Source organism: Arthrobacter sp. BB-1, from assembly GCF_006151685.1.
In the GTDB taxonomy this organism is placed as follows: Bacteria; Actinomycetota; Actinomycetes; order Actinomycetales; family Micrococcaceae; genus Arthrobacter.
The window spans coordinates 216,328-235,475 of record NZ_VDEV01000012.1 but is presented as its reverse complement, the minus strand read 5'-3'; the positions used below and the strand labels follow the sequence as shown (position 1 = coordinate 235,475).

Annotated in this window: 17 protein-coding genes; 3 read left to right on the top strand and 14 right to left on the bottom strand. The window is 67.6% G+C overall.

Features of this window, described 5'->3' with window-relative positions:
- Positions 1-16: 16 nt before the first annotated feature.
- From FHJ30_RS07230 to tdh, 5 genes are all read right to left on the bottom strand, one after another.
- Positions 17-805 (bottom strand): DeoR/GlpR family DNA-binding transcription regulator, encoded by a 789-nt coding sequence (locus tag FHJ30_RS07230; RefSeq protein ID WP_139028627.1) that lies wholly within the window; start codon positions 803-805, stop codon positions 17-19.
- A 95-nt stretch (positions 806-900) separates the two neighbouring features.
- Positions 901-2,112, bottom strand: a complete 1,212-nt coding sequence (hutI, locus tag FHJ30_RS07225) for an imidazolonepropionase (protein ID WP_139028625.1) — start codon at positions 2,110-2,112, stop codon at positions 901-903.
- Between the two features lie 11 nt (positions 2,113-2,123).
- Positions 2,124-3,257 carry an FAD-binding oxidoreductase gene (locus FHJ30_RS07220; RefSeq protein WP_139028623.1) on the bottom strand — a complete coding sequence of 378 codons (1,134 nt, stop codon included), beginning with the start codon at positions 3,255-3,257 and terminating at the stop codon, positions 2,124-2,126.
- 41 nt (positions 3,258-3,298) lie between these two features.
- On the bottom strand, positions 3,299-4,495 hold the full coding sequence (locus tag FHJ30_RS07215) for a glycine C-acetyltransferase (RefSeq protein WP_139028621.1): 1,197 nt from the start codon (positions 4,493-4,495) through the stop codon (positions 3,299-3,301).
- 8 nt (positions 4,496-4,503) lie between these two features.
- Positions 4,504-5,550: an L-threonine 3-dehydrogenase gene (gene tdh, locus FHJ30_RS07210; RefSeq protein WP_139028620.1), complete on the bottom strand. Its 1,047-nt coding sequence runs from the start codon at positions 5,548-5,550 to the stop codon at positions 4,504-4,506.
- A gap of 130 nt (positions 5,551-5,680) precedes the next feature.
- Between tdh and FHJ30_RS07205 the strand changes: the two genes are divergently transcribed.
- On the top strand, positions 5,681-6,592 hold the full coding sequence (locus tag FHJ30_RS07205) for a LysR family transcriptional regulator (protein ID WP_139028619.1): 912 nt from the start codon (positions 5,681-5,683) through the stop codon (positions 6,590-6,592).
- Between the two features lie 57 nt (positions 6,593-6,649).
- Here the strand turns inward: FHJ30_RS07205 and FHJ30_RS07200 are convergent, their stop codons facing one another.
- The 5 genes from FHJ30_RS07200 to FHJ30_RS07180 form a co-directional block, all read right to left on the bottom strand.
- Entirely contained in the window at positions 6,650-7,249 is a 600-nt protein-coding gene (locus FHJ30_RS07200; protein WP_139028618.1) for a DUF5666 domain-containing protein, read from the bottom strand.
- Between the two features lie 214 nt (positions 7,250-7,463).
- Complete coding sequence (gene gatB, locus FHJ30_RS07195; protein ID WP_139028617.1) at positions 7,464-8,972, bottom strand: Asp-tRNA(Asn)/Glu-tRNA(Gln) amidotransferase subunit GatB; 1,509 nt, start codon at positions 8,970-8,972, stop codon at positions 7,464-7,466.
- Positions 8,972-10,552 (bottom strand): Asp-tRNA(Asn)/Glu-tRNA(Gln) amidotransferase subunit GatA, encoded by a 1,581-nt coding sequence (gene gatA, locus FHJ30_RS07190; RefSeq protein ID WP_139028616.1) that lies wholly within the window; start codon positions 10,550-10,552, stop codon positions 8,972-8,974. The genes gatB and gatA overlap by 1 nt, the downstream gene beginning before the upstream one ends.
- Before the next feature lie 3 nt (positions 10,553-10,555).
- Positions 10,556-10,852, bottom strand: a complete 297-nt coding sequence (gatC, locus tag FHJ30_RS07185) for an Asp-tRNA(Asn)/Glu-tRNA(Gln) amidotransferase subunit GatC (RefSeq protein WP_139028615.1) — start codon at positions 10,850-10,852, stop codon at positions 10,556-10,558.
- Between the two features lie 146 nt (positions 10,853-10,998).
- Positions 10,999-12,474: a CitMHS family transporter gene (locus FHJ30_RS07180; protein ID WP_139028614.1), complete on the bottom strand. Its 1,476-nt coding sequence runs from the start codon at positions 12,472-12,474 to the stop codon at positions 10,999-11,001.
- 211 nt (positions 12,475-12,685) lie between these two features.
- On the opposite strand from FHJ30_RS07180, the gene FHJ30_RS07175 reads away from it, so the two are divergent.
- The gene (locus FHJ30_RS07175) at positions 12,686-14,431 is read left to right on the top strand and encodes an ATP-binding protein (protein ID WP_139028613.1); all 1,746 of its coding nucleotides are present in this window, start codon (positions 12,686-12,688) and stop codon (positions 14,429-14,431) included.
- On the top strand, positions 14,424-15,089 hold the full coding sequence (locus FHJ30_RS07170; protein ID WP_139028612.1) for a response regulator: 666 nt from the start codon (positions 14,424-14,426) through the stop codon (positions 15,087-15,089). The genes FHJ30_RS07175 and FHJ30_RS07170 overlap by 8 nt, the downstream gene beginning before the upstream one ends.
- Before the next feature lie 14 nt (positions 15,090-15,103).
- Here FHJ30_RS07170 and FHJ30_RS07165 read toward each other — a convergent pair whose 3' ends face one another.
- From FHJ30_RS07165 to ligA, 4 genes are all read right to left on the bottom strand, one after another.
- Complete coding sequence (locus FHJ30_RS07165) at positions 15,104-15,484, bottom strand: RidA family protein (protein WP_139028611.1); 381 nt, start codon at positions 15,482-15,484, stop codon at positions 15,104-15,106.
- A 47-nt stretch (positions 15,485-15,531) separates the two neighbouring features.
- Positions 15,532-16,035, bottom strand: coding sequence for a GNAT family N-acetyltransferase (locus FHJ30_RS07160; RefSeq protein WP_139028610.1), 504 nt, complete (start codon positions 16,033-16,035; stop codon positions 15,532-15,534).
- Positions 16,036-16,099: 64 nt separating this feature from the next.
- Positions 16,100-16,909: an inositol monophosphatase family protein gene (locus FHJ30_RS07155; protein WP_139028609.1), complete on the bottom strand. Its 810-nt coding sequence runs from the start codon at positions 16,907-16,909 to the stop codon at positions 16,100-16,102.
- Positions 16,906-19,116, bottom strand: coding sequence for an NAD-dependent DNA ligase LigA (gene ligA / locus FHJ30_RS07150; protein WP_240793635.1), 2,211 nt, complete (start codon positions 19,114-19,116; stop codon positions 16,906-16,908). Before ligA ends, FHJ30_RS07155 begins: the two co-directional genes overlap by 4 nt.
- Between the last annotated feature and the right edge of the window lie 32 nt (positions 19,117-19,148).

Here is a 19,148-nt window from a genome sequence, read left to right as displayed (position 1 = left end):
GCCCGATCCCCGTGCGTCAGCCGCCGGCGACGATCACTTCAGTGCCGTTGGCCTCGAACGCCGCCTTGTCCCGGGCGGAAATTCCAGCGTCGGTGATCAGCCGGGTGAAGTTATACCCGTCCATGGTGGCGAAGGCACGCACCCCTACCTTGGAGGAGTCAGCCAGCACGTAGGACACGCGCGCCCTGCTGGCGAGCAGGGCGTTGACCGAGGCCTCCCCCTCCCCCGTGTTCGTGGGCCCCACTTCGGGATCAATCCCGTTGACGCCGATGAAGGCGATATCCAGCACCACCTTCTGCATGATGATGTCCGTGTATGGCCCCACCAGTTCGTACGAGCGGGGGTTGAGGACGCCGCCGGTGACCATGACTTTGATGTTGGGCCGGACCGCCAACTGCCCCGCGATGTTGATGGCGTTGGTCACCACTGTCAGGGTGGGCTGGTTGGACGGCGCGTTGAGATCCTCGCGGGTGGCCAGGATCTGGGCCAGGGCCGTGCTGGTGGTGCCGCCGCACAGACCGATCACGGCCCCGGGGGAAATCAGTGCCGAAGCCGCCTGGGCAATCTGTTCCTTGGCTTCAGCGTGATCGTCACGGTTGTACCGGCCCGGCAGGTCGTAGGCAAGGGCTCCGGTGGTGGCGCCGCCCCGGGTCCTGGTGAGCAGCCGGCGCTTGGCAAGGCTGTCCAGGTCCCGCCGCGCGGTGGCAGGCGATACATTGAGCGTAGTGACGATCTCTTCAACCTCCACCTGGCCGGTCTTGGCCAGGAGGTCAAGGATTGCCGTCAGACGGTCGGTGCGGGTCATGCAAGGCCTCCAAACGCTCCCGCCACCGGCTTTGATGACGTTTTCTGATCATAACAGAACCCTTATGATCAACTTACGTCAGTTAAGGGGTGCGGTTACCGTATCCGGCGGCCAGCCCGCCATACAGCGTACGTCAGGGGCATGCCGGGCCGGTAGGCAAGGTGCGTGGCCGAGGGAGCGTTCAGCAGGTGCAGGTCCGCGCGGTGGCCGACGGCAATCGACCCCACCGCACGCTCGCCGTCGGCGTCGTGCCCTTGGTCCTTGTGCAGGGCGAGGGCGCCGCCGTACGTCGCAGCACGGACGGCTTCATGGACACTGAGCCGCATCTGCAGCACCGCCGTGGTGACGCAGAACGCCATGGAACTTGTGTAGGACGTGCCCGGATTGCAGTTGGAGGCGAGGGCCACCTGCACGCCCGCATCCAGCAGCTCCCGCGCGGGCGCAAGCGGCTGGCGCGTGGAAAGGTCGCAGGCGGGCAGGCACGTTGCCACGGTTCCCCGGCGGCCTGCTCCGCTGCCGGCATCCCAGCCGGCCCAGGTTCCGGCCAGTGCGTCCACGTCCTTGTCGGCGAGGTAGTTCACGTGGTCCACGCTGGCGGCGTCCAGTTCCACGGCAAGCTGGATGCCGGGTCCTTCGCTGAGCTGGTTTCCGTGGACGCGCAGTCCCAACCCTGCATCGCGGCAGGCCAGCAGGACCCGGCGGGACTGCTCCGCCGTGAACGCCCCCGTCTCGCAAAACACATCGGCCCACTGCACGTATGGCCGGACGGCGGCGAGCATGGGGCCGCACACGAGGTCTGTGTAGTCGTCAGCGTCCTGCCCGGCGGGGACCAGGTGCGCCCCCAGATAGGTGGCCTGGTCCGCCACTGTGGACGCGATGCGCGCGCTCCGGGCCTCGTGCTCGACGTCCAGGCCGTAGCCGGTCTTCGTCTCAATGTAGGTGGTCCCCTGCGAAACAGCTTCGCCCACGCGGCCCAGCGCCAGGCGCGTGAGGTCGAAATCGGACGTGGCCCGGGTGGCGCCCATGGTCACGGCTATCCCCCCTGCCGAGTAGGATTCCCCCGCCATCCGGGCCTCGAACTCTGCCGTCCGGTCGCCGGCAAACAGCAGGTGGGTATGGGAGTCCACCCAGCCGGGAAGGAGGGCCCGGCCGCCGGCGTCGACGGCGTCATCCGCGGCGGGAGCATCCGCTGCACCACCGATCCAGGAGATCCGTTCGCCTTCAATCACCACGGCGGCGTCTTTGAGGACCCGGTGCTCCAGGTCCTGCGTCATCAGCTCGGCGATATTGGTGATCAGCGTACTCATACAGCCATTCTTCAGCGCCGGACGGACCAGCGGGTGGCCGCCAGCGCCTGCGCTGTCCGGGATGCCGGACCCGTCCCCGCCGCGCCAGCGCCTCCCGCCGCCTCGTCCGCACCGCCCTTGCCGGCCAGGATCTGGGCTGCCGCGAGCTCAGCCATGGCTGAAGAGGTCTGGAAACCGTAGCCGCCCTGGCCGGCGAGCCAGTAGAAGCCGGGCGCTTCGGCGTCGAATCCTGCCACCGGGACGCCGTCGGCCGCTTCTGTCCGCAGCCCTGTCCACGCCCGGCGGATGTCCTTGATTCCAAGGCTGGTTAGCCGGTTCAGCCTGTCCACCAGTCGCTCAATGTCTCCCGGCCGGGGACGGGCGTCCTCCGGCCCGCTCGGCTCCGACTCCGACGGCGAGATGAGGACGTCGTCGCCGTCCCTGCGGAAATAGAACGTGTTGTCCGCTGCCGCCACCATGGGGCTGTGCTCAGGCAGGGGACGTTCGACGGCGGCAATCGCCGCAGTGCGCCGGTACGGCTGCAGCCCGAGCTTCTCCACGCCGCTGATGACGGCGAGTTCGTCCGCCCAGGCGCCGGCCGCGTTGACCAGGACGCCAGCCTGGAAACCCTCCGTCCCGGCCCCCACCTGCCAGCCGGAGCCGAGGCGCTGCGCGGTGTGCACCCTGGCGCCCGTGATGATGTCCGCCCCGGCAGCCGCAGCTCGCTGCCGGTGGTCGTCCAGGAGCAGCGGCGCGTTGCAGCCGAAGGAGCCGGAGTCCAGTCCTGCCGCTTCGAATGTGCCGGGGACCAGCGCCGGACACAGCTCCAGGGCTTCAGCAGGGGTAATACGCTGCATGTGCCCGCTGGCTTCGGCTGCCACTGCGTCCTCGGAGCCAATCAGCATAAAACTGCGCGGCGCCAGGACGGGTTCAGGCAGCTCGGCATCACGGGCGGCAATCAGCTCGAGGGTCCGCACCGTCAGTTCCTGGACAACCGGGGGTCCGTAGCTGGGGATGAACTGGCGGGCCGAGCGGGACGACGTGTGGTATGCCAGCTCCTGCTCCGCCTCCACCAGCGCCACGCTGCAGCTGCCGGCCAGCGCGGACGCCAGGGACAGGCCGGCAATGCCGCCGCCCACAATCAGGACATCGTAATGTGCTGCCATTTCTCCATCCTCGCAGAGTTGGTGCCCGGTGTTTCGTGTCTTTAGCCTGCCACCCCGGCACGGCTGGCGACGAAGGCACGCACGCAGGCTTCGACGTCGTCCGCTGAATGCGCAGCTGAAAGCTGCACCCGGATCCGCGCGGCACCCCGCGGAACCACCGGGAAGCTGAACGCGGTGACAAAGACGCCATGCTGCAGCATCCGGTCAGCCACCTTGGCTGCCAGGACGGCGTCGCCGAACATGACCGGAACAATGGCATGCTCGCCCGGCAGGAGGTCAAAGCCCTCCTCCGTCATCCGGCGGCGGAACAGGGCCGCGTTCTCGAAGAGCGTGCGCCGCAGGTCCGCCGAGTTCTCCACCAGGTCCAGGGCCTTGATGGTGGCAGCGACGATCGCCGGGGCCACCGAGTTGGAAAAGAGGTAGGGGCGGGCCTTCTGCCGGAGCATGGCCACCACTTCCGCACGGCCGGATACATAGCCTCCGGACGCGCCTCCCAGTGCCTTGCCGAATGTGCCGGTGTAGATGTCGACGCGGTCCGATACCCCTGCGTGTTCGGGCGTGCCGGCACCGGTGGCGCCCATGAAGCCGACGGCGTGCGAGTCGTCAACCATCACCATGGCGTCGTACTTCTCGGCGAGGCCGCAGATGGCCTCAAGCGGAGCCAGGTACCCGTCCATGGAGAAGACCCCGTCCGTGACGATGATCCTGCGGCGGGCATCCTTCGCCTCAACAAGCTTCGCCTCCAGGTCCGCCATGTCCTGGTTGGCGTAACGGTAGCGCTGTGCCTTGCAGAGGCGGATGCCGTCGATGATGGACGCGTGGTTCAGGGCGTCGGAGATGATGGCGTCCTCCGGCCCGAAAAGGGATTCGAAGACCCCGCCGTTGGCATCAAAGCAGCTGGAGAACAGGATGGTGTCCTCTGTGCCCAGGAACCGGGAAACGCGGGCTTCGAGTTCCAGGTGCAGGTCCTGGGTGCCGCAGATGAACCGCACGCTGGCCATGCCGAAGCCGCGCTCATCCATGGCGTCCTTGGCCGCGCGGATGATGTCCGGATGGTCCGCCAGGCCGAGGTAGTTGTTGGCGCAGAAGTTGAGGACATCAGCACCCTGCTGCCCAATCTGTCCGGCGGTGATGTGGCTGGACTGCGGGGAACTGATGCTGCGTTCGGTCTTGAAGAGGCCCGCGCTGCGGATGTCCTCCAGCTCGGTGCGGAGCTGGTCCTTGATGGAGGTATACATGGCGTTCCTTAGAGTTGGGTCCAGTCCAGGACAACTTTGCCACCTGCGCCGCTGCGGGCAAGGTCAAAGCCCTTTTCCCACTGGCCGGCAGGCAGGGTGTCAGTGACGACGGCGGAAATTCCCGCGTGCAGTACGGGGTTGGAGGAGAGCATGGCGCTCATGGCGTACCAGGTCTCATACATTTCGCGGCCGTAGATGCCCTTGAGCGTGAGCATGTGGGTGACCACCTTGCCCCAGTCGATGATGATGTCCTGGCTGGGCAGCCCCAGCATGGCGATCCGGCCGCCGTGGTTCATGTTGTCGATCATTTCGGGCAGTGCGCCGGGGTGGCCGGACATCTCCATCCCGATGTCGAACCCCTCCCGCATGCCCAGGCTGCGCTGGGCATCGCGGACGCGGGTGGTGGAGACGTCGATGGCCAGGTCGGCGCCGAGCTGGCGGGCGAGGTCCAGCCGGGGCCGGGACACGTCGGTGATGGCGATCTTGCGGGCGCCAGCGTGGCGGGCGACGGCGATGGCCATCAGGCCGATGGGCCCGGCACCGGTGATGAGTACGTCCTCGCCCACCAGCGGGAAGCTCAGCGCAGTGTGCGTGGCGTTGCCGAAGGGGTCGAAGATGGCACCGAGTTCCGGGGTGACGGACGGATCGTGGTGGACCCAGACGTTCGTTTCCGGGATCACCACGTACTCGGCGAACGCACCATCCCGCTGGACGCCTACGCTCACGGTGTGGATGCACATCTGCCGCCTGCCGGCGCGGCAGTTGCGGCAGATTCCGCACACAACATGGCCTTCGCCGGAAACCCGGTCGCCCACCTTGACGTCCCGGACGTCCTCGCCGACTTCCACCACTTCGCCGTAGAACTCGTGGCCGGGGATGAGGGGTGCTTCGATGATCCCCTGCGCCCACGAGTCCCAGGACTGGATGTGCAGGTCGGTGCCGCAGATCCCGGTGGTCATGACCCGGATCTTCACGTCCGCGGGGCCGGCTTGCGGTTCCGGGCGCTCCACCAGCTCGAAGCCCGCCTGTGGGCCGGCCTTGTACAAAGCCTTCATCGGCTTCCTCACTCTTGTTCCTGTGTCAGCGGCAGGTGCTGCCCTCCCCATTACAGCGAGGCAGAAGCTTTAGCACAACAACGAAATTCTCAATCGACGATGTAGCTTTTCTAATGCGTAGACTGGCGTGATGGAGATCCACCAGCTTGAAATCCTCCGGGAGCTCGGGGCGCTGGGAAGCGTCAAGGCAGTGGCCGACACCCTCATGGTCACCCCGTCCGCTGTCTCCCAGCAACTGGCGCTGCTGCAGCGGACCATCGACGTGCCGTTGACGCGCAAGGAGGGCCGCAACCTGGTCCTCACTGAGGCAGGCCAGGTACTGGCCGACGCGGGGGCCGCCGTCGTCAGTGCCATGGCCGAGGCGCGTGCTGCCATCGGCGGCTATCACGATACTGCGGCAGGAAGGGTCACACTGTCCGGCTTCCACAGCGCGGGGCAGGCGGTGTTCGCGCCGCTGGCCAGGATCCTTGATGCTCCGGGCCAGCCGCGGATCGAACTGTCAGATGAAGACGTGGCCCAGCAGGACTTCCCCGCCCTGACCGCCCGGTATGACCTGGTCCTGGCCCACCGGATGGACCACAGTCCGCGTTGGCCGGCAGAGCGGGTGTCGGTGATCCCGCTGGCGCACGAACCGCTGGATGTGGCCTTGCCGGCCGGGCATCCCCTCGCGGCCAAGGCTGCGGTGACGGCCGACGACGTGGGCGGCGAGGCCTGGGTGACCAGCCACACAGGGTACTCCCCCGCCGACGTGCTGTCCGCCGTCGCCGCGGTTTCCAGCCGTGAGCTGAACATCGTCCACCGGATCAACGACTACTCCACGGTGGCGGCACTGGTTGCCGCCGGCGGAGTGGTGGGCCTGCTTCCCAGGTACACGGCGGGCCCGGTGCTGAACCCGGACATCGTGCTCCGGCCGCTGGCGGGAATCAGCACCCGGCGCCGGATCGACCTGTTGGCCCGGCCGGAAAACCTGAAGCGCCGTTCTGTCATGGTTGTGTCCGAGGCGCTGCAGGAGATCATGGCCGGGCTCGTGGACCGGGGCTGACCCAACTAAGTAGCGCTAAGTGTCGTTTTGGAGCCCCAAAACGACACTTGGCGCTACCTACTTTGCGTGCCCCTTGCCGTGCCCCATGCCGTGGCCTTTTTCGTGGCCCCGGCCCAGCCCGAGTCCCGGATGGTCACCGGTACCCTCAACAATCCGCTCCGCCGTGGCCTGGTCCCCGTTCTTGACCCCGGAGATCCGGACCGTGCTCCCGGTGGCGATGTCCGCGATAGTCCCGTCGGTTGGCTTAAGCCGCTTGCCGCCGTCGGGCGTTGCCGAAGAGCCGTCTGCAGAAGGTGCCGGCACCAGCTTGATCTTCGTCTCGGCGTTGACCGCGTAGGTCTGCGAGTAGCCGTCCTCACTCTTGACGGTAATCGAGCTGTCACTGACAGCGTCCACTGTGCCGCGCTGCTCGAGGACGGTCTGGAAGGTGCCGTCAGCTTTCTTGACCACCCCCTCGCTGTGCAGGTGCTGCGGTCGCTGGGACTTGTCCGGTTTGGCCGGCCGGTCCGACCGCCCGGGCGCGGACTGCGACGGCGACGGGGAAGGTGGGGGCGAGTCGGCGGCCCAGGCGATGGCCACCCCAGCCCCAGTCAGGGTCAGGGCCACAGCGCCCGCCAGCACGGCCTTGCGAATCTTCAACGGGTCCCGGACGGACATGTTGCTCCTCCCACAGCATCCTCCACGGCACCGGCAGGGCCTGGTTGTGCCCGGAGCGGTGCCCTGCGCTTCAGTGTAGGACCGCGGCCGGCCAGTGAACATAAGTACTTTCGCGGCACAGGCACCTGAGTACTTAAAACAAAACTGGGTAGCGCTAAGTGTCGTTATGGGCGGTCAAAACGACACTTAGCGCTACCCAGTTGGGGTGGGAGGGCTAGACGGTGACGCCCAGCTTCTCCAGGATCAGCTCGCGGACCCGGGCGGCGTCAGCCTGGCCACGGGTGGCCTTCATGACCCCGCCCACGATCGCGCCGACCGCCTGGACCTTGCCGCCGCGGATCTTGTCCGCGACGCCGGGCTGGGCAGCCAGTGCGGCGTCGATGGCCTCAAGCAGGGGCCCGTCGTCGGAGACCACGGCCAGGCCGCGCTTCTCCACGATCTCCGCAGGGGTGCCCTCGCCGGCGAGGACGCCGTCCAGCACCTCGGAGGCCATCTTGTTGTTGATCTTGCCGGCTTCCACCATGCGGGCGAGCTCCACTATGGTGGCGGGCTGGACACCCAGCTGGCCGGGGTCGACGTCGGCGTTCTTGGCGCGGCCCACGATCTCGCCCATCCACCATTTACGGGCAACCGATGCCGAAGCGCCGGCGGCGATGGTTTCCTCGATCTCGTCCATCACACCGGCGTTCACGACGTCTCGGAACTCCAGGTCCGAGTAGCCCCAGTCGGCCTGGAGGCGCTTGCGGCGGGCGGCCGGCGGCTCGGGCAGGGTGGCCCGGAGCTCCTCGACCCATTCGCGGGACGGAACAACGGGGACCAGGTCCGGCTCCGGGAAGTAGCGGTAGTCGTCGGCGTCGGACTTGGCACGGCCGGACGTGGTGGTGCGGGTGTCCTCGTGCCAGTGGCGCGTCTCCTGAATGACAGGGTCGCCGGCGTCCAGGACGGCGGCATGGCGCTGGATCTCGTAGCGGACGGCGTGTTCGACGGCGCGCAGCGAGTTCACGTTCTTGGTCTCGGACCGGGTGCCGAACCTTTCACGGCCGTGCGGGCGGAGCGACACGTTGGCGTCGCAGCGCACGTTGCCGCGTTCCATCTTCGCGTCGGACACGCCCAGGTTCTTGACGATCTCGCGGACTGCCGCCACGTAGGCCTTAGCCAGCTCGGGCGCGCGGGAACCGGCGCCCTCGATGGGCTTGGTGACGATCTCCACCAGCGGCACGCCGGCGCGGTTGTAGTCCACCAGGGAGAAGTCCGCGCCGTGGATGCGGCCAGTGGCCCCGCCCATGTGCGTCAGCTTGCCGGCGTCCTCCTCCATGTGGGCGCGCTCGATCTCCACCCGGAACACAGTTCCGTCAGACAGCTCGACATCCAGGTAGCCGTCATACGCGATGGGTTCGTCGTACTGGGACGTCTGGAAGTTCTTGGGGGTGTCCGGGTAGAAGTAGTTCTTCCGGGCGAAGCGGCAGGACTCGGCGATCTTGCAGTTGAGGGCAAGGCCGATCTTGATGGAGGACTCCACCGCGGCCTTGTTCACCACCGGCAGGACGCCGGGCATCCCGAGGTCCACTTCGTTGACGTTGGTGTTGGGCTCGTCGCCGAACACGTTCGGGGCGGAGGAGAACATCTTGGTCTTGGTGTTGAGCTCCACGTGGACCTCGAACCCCAGGACGGGATCGTACTTCTCCATGGCCTCTTCGAAGCTCAGGACTGCGTCAGTGTTCATTATTTTGCCTCCTGGCTTCCAACAAGGGTTTCGACGGGCTCAACCGCGGAGGCCGCCAAGGCCGGGGCCTGCGCCAGCAGCGGGCCGCCCCACTTCGCCTCGAGCAGCGATTCCAGGACGGCGCCCACCCGGTACAGGCGGGCGTCCTCGCGGGCAGGGGCCAGCAGCTGGATGCCCACGGGCAACCCATCCTCGTCCGCCAGGCCGCCCGGCAGGGACAGCCCGGGAACGCCGGCAAGGTTGGCGGGGATGGTGGCGACGTCGTTCAGGTACATGGCCAGCGGATCGTCCAGCTTCTCGCCAAGGCGGAAGGCCGTGGTGGGGGCCGTGGGCGAAATCAGGACGTCCGCCACGGTGAAGGCGGCGTCGAAATCGCGCTGTACCAGGGTGCGGACCTTCTGGGCCGAACCGTAGTAGGCGTCGTAGTAGCCGGCGGACAGCGCATAGGTGCCCAGGATGATGCGGCGCTTCACTTCGTCGCCGAAACCGGCGGCGCGGGTGGCAGCCATGACGCGTTCAATGGTCATGGGGCCCTCCTCGGGGAGGACGCGCAGGCCGTACCGGACGCCGTCGAACTTGGCGAGGTTGGAGGACGCCTCGGAAGGCATGATCAGGTAATAGGCGCCCAGGGCGTACTGGAAGTTGGGGCAGGACACCTCAACGATTTCCGCGCCGGCCTCCTTGAGCAGTTCCAGGGCATCGTTGAAGCGGTTTTCGACGCCGGCCTGGTAGCCCTCGCCGTGGAGTTCCTTGATGATGCCGATCCGGAGGCCCTCAACATTGCCCGTTTTCGCAGCGGCAACGAGGTCGGCGAGCGGGTCCGGCAGCGAGGTGGAATCGCGGGGATCGTGCCCGCCGATGACCTGGTGCAGGAGCGCGGAGTCCAGGACAGTCCGGGAAACCGGCCCGATCTGGTCCAGCGAGGACGCCATGGCGATGGCCCCGTAGCGGGACACGCTGCCGTATGTGGGCTTCACGCCCACAGTGCCGGTGACGGCGCCGGGCTGGCGGATCGACCCGCCGGTATCGGTGCCAAGGGCCAGTGGGGCCTCGAAGGCAGCGACGGCGGCAGCGGAGCCGCCACCGGAACCGCCGGGGATCCGGTCCAGGTCCCACGGGTTGAGGGTGGGACCGAAAGCGGAGTGCTCCGTGGAGGAGCCCATGGCGAACTCATCGAGGTTGGTCTTGCCCAGGATGGGCATCTTCGCGGCGCGCAGGCGCTCGACGACGGTGGCGTCGTACGGGCTGTGCCAGCCTTCGAGGATCTTCGATCCCGCGGTGGTGGGCTGGCCCACCGTGACGATGAGGTCCTTCACGGCGATGGGCACGCCCGCGAGGACATGCAGGGCTTCGGCCTCGGCTCCGCCGGCGGCGCGGATGGCGTCCACCTCGGCGGCGACGGCGAGCGCCTCCTCCGCGTTGACGTGCAGGAACGCGTTGACGCCCCGTGCGCCGCCGTCCACCTCGGCGATCCGGTCGAGGTACGCCTGGGTGACCTCGACGGAGGTGACCTCGCCGGCTGCGAGCTTTTCGGCCAGCTCGGCGGCGGAGAGGCGGATGAGTGTGTTGGTGTCAGTCATGGGTTATGCCTCATCCAGGATTGCCGGGACCTTGAAACGGTTGTCATCGGAGTCCGGCGCGCCGGAGAGTGCCTGTTCCGCCGTGAAGGTGTGGCCCACCACGTCCTCGCGGAACACGTTGGCCAGCGGAATCGGGTGCGAGGTTGCCGGGACATCGTCCCCCGCGGCTTCGCTGACCGACTTGACCGAATCAACGATGACGGCGAGTTCTCCGGCCATCCTGTCCAGCTCTTGAGCACTCATCTCAATGTGAGCGAGGCGCGCGAGGTGCGCAACATCGTCACGGTTGATCGCAGCCATGGATCTCCCCTGCAAAGTTTGAATTGATTTCCGATCCATTCTAGTGGGGAAACGGAGATGCCCGTCTGACGACCCCCAGCGGGCGTCAGACGGGCACCTTCATACCGTGGTGCCACCCACAAGGGGCAGCACACGGCAACTACAGACTAACCGATTCCGATGGCTCCAGTCAGCATGCCAATTCCCAGCATGACCAGGGACACCACCGCGCTGCGCCACAGGACTTTCTTGTGGTGGTCGCCGAGGTCCACCTTCGCCAGCGAGACCAGGAGCAGGATGGCGGGAACCAGCGGGCTCTGCATGTGGAAGGGCTGGCCGGTGATGGATGCCCGGGCCATTTCCGCAGCGCTGATGCCGTAGTGGCCGGCGGTCTCGCTCAGGACCGGCAGGACGCCGAAGTAGAAGGCGTCGTTGCTCATGAAGAACGTCATGGGGATGCTGAGGACGCCGGTGATGACGGCCATGAGCGGGCCCATGCTGAACGGGATGATCTGCACCAGCCACGCGGACATCGCTTCCACCATGCCGGTACCGGTCAGGACGCCGGTAAGCACTGCCGCAGCCATGACCATGCTGACCACGGCAACGATCGACGGCGCGTGGGCCACGATTTGCGTGGCCTGGTCCTTGACACGGGGGAAGTTCACCAGCAGGGCGATGGCCGAGCCCACCATAAAGACGTACGGCAGGGGCACGAGGTCGGCGATGAGCATCCCCATCACGGCCACCGTGAGGACCAGGTTGAACCAGAACAGCCTGGGCCGGAGCGTGGCGCGGTTGGGGTCCAGGGCCGTGTCCGCCAGCCCGGCGTCCTGCGCGTCCGCGGGAGCTTCGGCGCGTTCCAGGACTGCAACGGAAGAGCTTCCGACGGCGGGGGCTGCTCCGCCGGGGTTTCCCGCCTTGCGTCCGCGGCCTGAAGCGTTGCCCAAGCTGCCGCTGCCGCCCACCGGCGCGCCGCCGTCGAACGCTTCAGCAGTTTCCGGTACGGCCCAGATTTCAGGCTGGGTGGCGCGGAGGCGGTTGCGCTCCTGCAGTCCGAGGACCCACGCGAAGGCCATGACGACGGTGATGCCCGCGAGGAGGGACGGGATCATGGGGACGAAGACGTCGTTGACGTCGATCTTCAGGGCGGTGGCTGCACGGGCGGTGGGGCCGCCCCACGGCACGATGTTCATGGTGCCGTTGGCCAGGCCCGCCACGCAGGTGAGGACCACGGGGCTCATCTTCAGCCGGAGGTAGATCGGCAGCATCGCGGCGGTGGTGAGGATGAAGGTGGTGGAGCCGTCGCCGTCCAGGGATACGGCGGCGGCGAGGATGGCGGTTCCCAGGACAACCTTGGCGGGGTCGTTCCCCAGCTTCCGGAGGATGAACCGGACCAGCGGATCAAAGAGCCCGACGTCGATCATCAGGCCGAAGTAGATGATGGCGAACATGAGCAGGGCTGCGGTGGAGGTCATGGACTTCATGGAGTCCATCACCATGTCTCCGATGCCCAGGCCGGCGCCCGCAAAAAGACCAAAAACAGTGGGGACGATGATCAACGCCAGCACTGGCGTCAACTTCTTCGTCATGATCAGCACCATGAATACCGCGATCATGGCGAATCCAAGTAATACCAGCACGGCCGGCTCCTTCTTGTGAACAGCGGCACAGCGGTGTGACGCGTGCTACAGACTGTAGGGTGGCCGCCGTCACGGCGGTGTCTTTGGCTCAATTGATTGGCATACTGCTTATTGGGAGCATTTTGCTCATTGTGCTCACATGGCTTTGGCCACTTGTGAGCCGCCGCCCCAGCCGCACCAGGGCCGTACCAGAGCCGTATCGAGGAGGATCATGCAGCGTTCCAGCCGGCGCGCGCCGCTGCGGTTCTCCACCCAGACCCTCCTGCTGCAACTGTCCGTGGTGCTGCTGGTTGTCCTGTTCAGCACTGCGGTGCATGCGTGGCTGACCTACGACCGCGTGGGGAGCGAGGCGGAGAACCAGGCGCTGACCTTGGCCCGCACGGTGGCCTCGGACGCTTCGGTGCGGGCGGACGTGCTGGCCATCAGCCAGCAGCCCGGCACTCCCCCGCCGTCCCAGCTGGCCGCCGGCCCCCTCATGGAGGCAGCCGAAGCCGCGCGGGCGCGGACCGGTGCCCTGTTCGTGGTGATCACCGACGAGACCGGCCTCCGGCTGGCCCACCCGGACCGGCAGCGGCTCGGTGAGAAGGTGAGCACCGATCCGTCCGAGGCCTTGGCCGGCCGGGAGGTCACCACCCGGAACACAGGGACGCTGGGACCCTCCGCGGGGGCGAAGGTTCCCGTCTACGCGCCGGAGGGCACCACCGTGGTGGGCGAGGTCAGCGTGGGCTACTCCATGGAAACCGTGGGACAGAGCCTGGCCCGCGATATCGGTCCGGTGGCCGTCACGGCGGCCGGCGCACTGCTCGCCGGCGTCCTGGGGTCTTTCCTGCTGCGCCGCCGGCTGCAGCGGCTCACCCTGGGGCTGGAACCCGAAGAGATCAGCACGCTGGTCCACGACCAGGTGGCTGTGCTCGAAGGCGTGGACGACGGCGTCATTGGCGTTTCGGCCGACGGCCGGATCAGCGTGTTCAACACCGCGGCGCAGCGGCTGCTGGGGTTGCCGGACCTCGCCGGAAGCCGCTGGGACGAGGCGCCGGTTCCGGACCAGCTGAAGTCGCTGACCCGGCCAGGATCCGGCGGAACGAAACGTCCCGGCCCGGAGGCCCTGGAACTGGTGGCCGGCGGGCGGGTGCTGGTGGCCAACGCCCGCAAGGCCCTGCACCGGCGGGAGGACCTGGGCTGGGTGGTGATGCTGCGGGACCGCACCGAGCTGCAGCAGCTCACCCGGCAGCTGGACGCCGTGGGAACCATGTCCACCGCATTGCGGGCCCAGCGCCATGAGTTCGCCAACCAGCTGCACACCATCGCCGGTTTCATGAGCATCGGCCAGCACCAGCAGGCCCGCGAGTACCTGGCACGGCTGGCTGCCACCGGCCCGTTGAAGTTCCCGGTGGACCAGGCGGAACTGCTCCAGGACCCCTACCTCCAGGCGTTCGTGGGGGCCAAGGGCGTGGAGGCGGACGAGCGGGGCGTGGCCCTGCGGATCGGCCCGGAGACCCTGGTCCGCGGTCAGGTTGCAGAACCCCAGGACGTCACCACCGTACTGGGCAACCTGATCGACAACGCGGTCAACGCTGCGGTGGCCGGCTCCTCGGCGGACCGCTGGGTTGAGCTGGAGGTGCTGGACGAGCCGGACGACGACGGCGGCACGCTGCACATCGTCGTCGCCGACTCGGGTGACGGGCTGGCGGAGGGAACGGACCCGGAGGCCTTCTTCGCCGAAGGGTTCAGCACGGCGTCCGGGCCGCTGGCCCGGAACGGCCGCGGCGGCGGCCAGGGGTTTGGGCTGGCCCTGGCGCGGCAGCTGGCCCGGCGCCGCGGCGGGGACGTCAAACTGCTGGATCCGGGCACCACCGGTGGACCCGGGGCAGTCTTCATGGCCACGCTGCCGCGGACAACCGCGGGACGGGCCGGCAGGAACATCACGGGGGCAACCGGAAAGGACACCAATGCCTGAAGACTTTCGGGTGCTGATCGTTGACGACGACTTCCATGTGGCCAAGCTGCACGCGGCATATGTGGATTCCGTGGCAGGATTCCTGGCGCTGGCCCCGGTGGGCACGGCGTCGCTGGCCCTGCAGTCCATCCACAGCCTGCGGCCGGACCTTGTGCTGCTGGACGTCTACCTGCCGGATGCCTCCGGCCTGGACCTGCTCCAGCAGCTGGACGTGGACACCATCATGCTGAGCGCGGCCTCCGATGCCGACTCCGTCCGGACGGCGTTCCGCCGCGGAGCCCTGGGCTACCTGCTGAAGCCGTTCACGTCCGAAGCCCTGTCCCGGCAGCTGCGGTCCTATGCCCGGTACCGGCGCCTGCTGGCGCAGCCCGGGGCGCTGGACCAGGACGCAGTGGAGCGTGCCAAGCGGGCCCTGATCCCGGGCGATGCCACGCCGTCGTCAAAACCGCGTTCGGCCACGGAGGCAGCGGTGCTGGAATCGCTGGTGCCCGGGGAGCAGTATTCGGCAGCGGAGGTGGCCGGCCGGGTGGGCGTCTCGCGCGCAACCGCCCAGCGGTACCTGTCCTCCCTGGCGGACGACGGCGCGGTGGACATCCAGCTGCGCTACGGGACCACGGGCAGGCCGGAGCACCGCTACGGCCTGCCGGCAACGTCCTAAAAACCCGCTCGCTGCTAGCTGGCCTTCTGCGCCACAAGCTCGATTTCCACGAGCATCTTGGGGTCCAGGAACGGCAGGACGTGCACCAGGGACAGCGTGGGGCGGATGTCGCCGAAAACCTCGCCGTGGGCCCGGCCTGCGTCTTCCCACTTGCTGATGTCCGTGATGTACAGCTTGGACTGGACCACGTCCTCGAAGGTGAAGCCGGCGTCGGCCAGGACTTTGCCGAGCTTCTGGAGGATGTACTGGGTCTGGGTGTAGAAGTCCTCGCCCACGATCCCGTCCTCGCCGCTGGCAGCGGTGGCTGAGATGTAGAGGGTGTTGTCCACCTGGACGGCCCGGGAATAGCCGAGGGTCTGCTCCCAGACGGAGCCGGTGCCGAAGGTCTTGCGCATGGTGGTGCCTTTCAAAGCTGGAGTGGGTCGGCACCACTGTAGGGCCGCTACAGGTCCAGCCGGTAAACCAGCAGTTTTATGTCCGTTCCGGGGACCAGCCAGTCACGCTCCGGGACCCGGCTGAAGCCTGTCTTGCGGTACAGGCCGTGGGCGCTCTCCCAGGTTGCTCCCGTGGTCAAGGCAACGGCCCTGATGCCGGGAAGCGACCGGGCGTACTCGATGATGGCCGCCACCATGGCCTTGCCGGCACCGCTGCGCTGCACCGCCGGGTCCACCACCAGCATCCGGAACTCCAGCTCATCCTCCAGCGCGATGTCCGCGTACGGTTCCCCTGCACGGGCCAGCGTCACCGAACCGACCACCTCGCCGTCCCGCTCGGCCACCCAGATGGTGGCGCTTCCGGCCCGCAGCGCAACGTCCTGGACCTTGCGCATGTACGGGTGGTTGGCGTCCTCGAAGTAGCCCGCCGCAAGGTAGGAATCACGCGTGATGCGGGCAACGGCGTCGTAATCTGTTGCGACGGCGGGACGGACTGTTATCTGCGGCTGCACCCGTCAATGGTAGTGGTACTGCCCGGTAACCCCCGGCGAAACGGCAGCTTCCGTGACCGAACTATCAGAGCGGAAACTTGCCGGAGAGCTCCAGGCCGCCGGCGCAGGTCCAGGCGTCCAGCCGGTCCCCGTCCGTGGGGCCACCCTCCAGCGGGCTGGCAAGGCGGGGCCGCCGGACCCAGCAGCCGGCCTCTTCCGCGATCAGCGCCCCGGCGGAGAAGTCGTGCTCGTTGAGGCCGCGCTCTCCATAGGCGTCATGGGTGCCGTCCGCAACGAGGCACAGGTCCAGGGCCGCGGACCCCAGCCGCCGGACATCCGCGAAACCGTCCAGCAGTTCGGCGAGGAAGGCGGCCTGCTCGGCGCGGACGGCGGGATCGTAGCTGAAGCCCGTGGCAAGGATCTGCCCCTTCCGGCCGGGAACGGGCCCGTCCAGCCGGGTGACCCTGCCGCCTTCCTCAAGCCAGGCGCCGTGGCCTCGGGCGGCGTAGTAGGTGCGGCCCAGCGCCGGGGCGTTGACGACGCCGGCCAGCCAGACGCCGTCGGCATCCGCCACCGCCACCGACGTGGCGTAGTAGACGATGTTGCGGATGAAGTTGGTGGTGCCGTCCAGCGGGTCGATGGACCAGCGGTAGCCGCTGGGTGCCTCCGGTCGGGTGGTTCCGTGTTCCTCACCAGTGATGCTATCCCGCGGCCGTGCTGCCGAGATGACGTCCCGCACCGCGTGCTCAGCGGCGACGTCGAACGCGGTGACCCAGTCGCCGGCGTCGCCCTTGTTGCTGGCCTGCAGTTCCTTGGCGTTCCTGCCGGCCAGGACCCGGGCACCCGCGGCCGCGGCCGCCTTGGCGATCTCCAGCAGTTCCGTGGGGCTGGTCATGAGTCGGCGCTTTCTTCCAGGGCGGCGGGGCCGCCGGCCAGGAGCCGGCGGAAGCCGTCCTCGTCCAGCACGGGAACGCCGAGCTGCTCGGCCTTGTCCAGTTTGGTGCCGGCGCTTTCGCCGGCCACCAGGTAGCTGGTGTTCTTGGACACCGAACCTGCCGCCTTGCCTCCCCTGACCAGGATGGCTTCCTTGGCCTCGTCGCGGCTGAAGTTCGGCAGGGACCCGGTGACCACCACGGTCAGTCCTTCCAGGGTCCGCGGCGTGGACTCGTCGCGTTCGTCCTCCATCCGGACCCCGGCGGCTGCCCAGCGGTCAACGATCTCCCGGTGCCAGTCCTCAGCGAACCATTCCTTCAGCGCTGCGGCAATGGTGGGGCCTACGCCGTCAACATGTGCCAGGTCTTCCTCGGACGCCTGGCGGATGGCGTCCATGCTGCCGAACGCCGTCGCCAACGCGCGCGAGGCCCGCGGCCCGACGTGCCGGATGGACAGGGCCACCAGCACCCGCCACAGCGGCTGGGCCTTGGCCTTGTCCAGTTCCTTGAAGAGCTTCTCGGTGGTGGCCGTCGGCCTGGACGGGGTCTTCGCCGTGCCCTTGCTGTAGAAGTAGGGCACAAGTTCGTATTCCCCGGTGGGGACGCCCTTTGACCGTTTCTCGCGCCGGATCCGGACGCCGGCAAGGTCCTCGGGGGTGAGGTCGAACAGCGCAGCTTCCGAGGTGAGCGGAGGAACCTCGGGTTCGGCCGGCTGGGTCAGTGCGATGGCCGCCTCCCAGCCAAGGGCCTCGATGTCGAAGGCTCCGCGGCCGGCCAGGTGGAACACCCGCTCCCGCAGCTGGGACGGACAGGACTTGGCGTTGGGGCACCGGATGTCCACGTCGCCCTCCTTGGCCGGGGCCAGCGGGGTGCCGCAGGAGGGGCATTCGGTGGGCATCACGAAATCCCGGACCGGAGGGTCCTGCTGGTCCCGGAGGGCAAGGACGGGGCCCACGATCTCCGGGATGACATCGCCGGCCTTGCGCAGCACCACGATATCGCCGATTTTCACGCCTTTGGCCTTCACCACGTCCTGGTTGTGGAGGGTGGCCATCTCCACTGTCGAGCCCGCCACTTTGACCGGCTCCATGAGGCCAAAGGGCGTCACGCGGCCGGTGCGGCCCACGTTGACCTGGATGTCCAGCAGTTTGGTGTGCACTTCCTCAGGCGGGTACTTGTAGGCGACAGCCCACCGCGGCACCCTGGTGGTGTAACCGAGCGCCCGCTGGGTGGCGAAGTCATCCACCTTGATGACGATGCCGTCGATCTCGTGCAGCAGCTTGTGGCGTTTGTCCCCGTACCGCTTGATGAATTCCAGGACCTCGTCCAGGCTGCCCAGCACCTCGGAATAGGGGCTGACGGGAAGGCCCCACCCCTTCAGCAGGTCATAGGTTTCGGACTGGCTGCGGGCCTCGAGGCCCTCCCGTGCACCGATGCCGTGCACGAACATCTTCAGCGGGCGCTTGGCCGTTTCTGCCGGGTCCTTCTGCCGCAGGGAGCCTGCTGCTGCGTTGCGGGGGTTCGCCAAGGGCGCCTTGCCCGCTTCAATGAGTGCCTCGTTGAACTCGGCGAATTCCTTGGACGGGATGAAGACCTCGCCCCGGACTTCCATCTCTGCCGGAAACCCGCTGCCCTGGAGCTCCTGCGGGATTTCCTTGATGGTCAGGACGTTGTGGGTGATGTCCTCACCGGTGGTTCCATCGCCGCGGGTGGCGGCGCGGACCAGCTTTCCGTCGCGGTACAGGAGGTTGACCGCCAGGCCGTCGATCTTAAGCTCGGTCAGCCAGGCTGCGGGCGGGGTTCCGTTACCCAGTTTCTCGATGCCGGCTGCCGCTTTAGTGAGCCAGGCTTCGAGTTCTTCGAGGGAAAAGACGTCCTCGAGGCTGTACATCCGCTGCAGGTGCTCCACGGCCGCGAATGCGGCGGACACTTCCCCGCCCACCTCCTGCGTGGGCGAATCGTTGGCCACGAGTTCGGGGTGGAGCGCCTCAATCTCCTCCAGGCGGCGGAAGAGCTCATCGAATTCGGCATCGGAGACCAGCGGGGCGTCTTCCTGGTAGTACGCGAACCGGTACTTCCTGACCAGGTCCACCAGGTCCTCGTACTCCCCGCGGACGGAGTCGGACGGGACAGCCTCCGGCTCGACGGGTTCCGTGGTGCGGGTGGCGATCTGTTCTGCGGGGCCTGGTCCTGTACTCACAG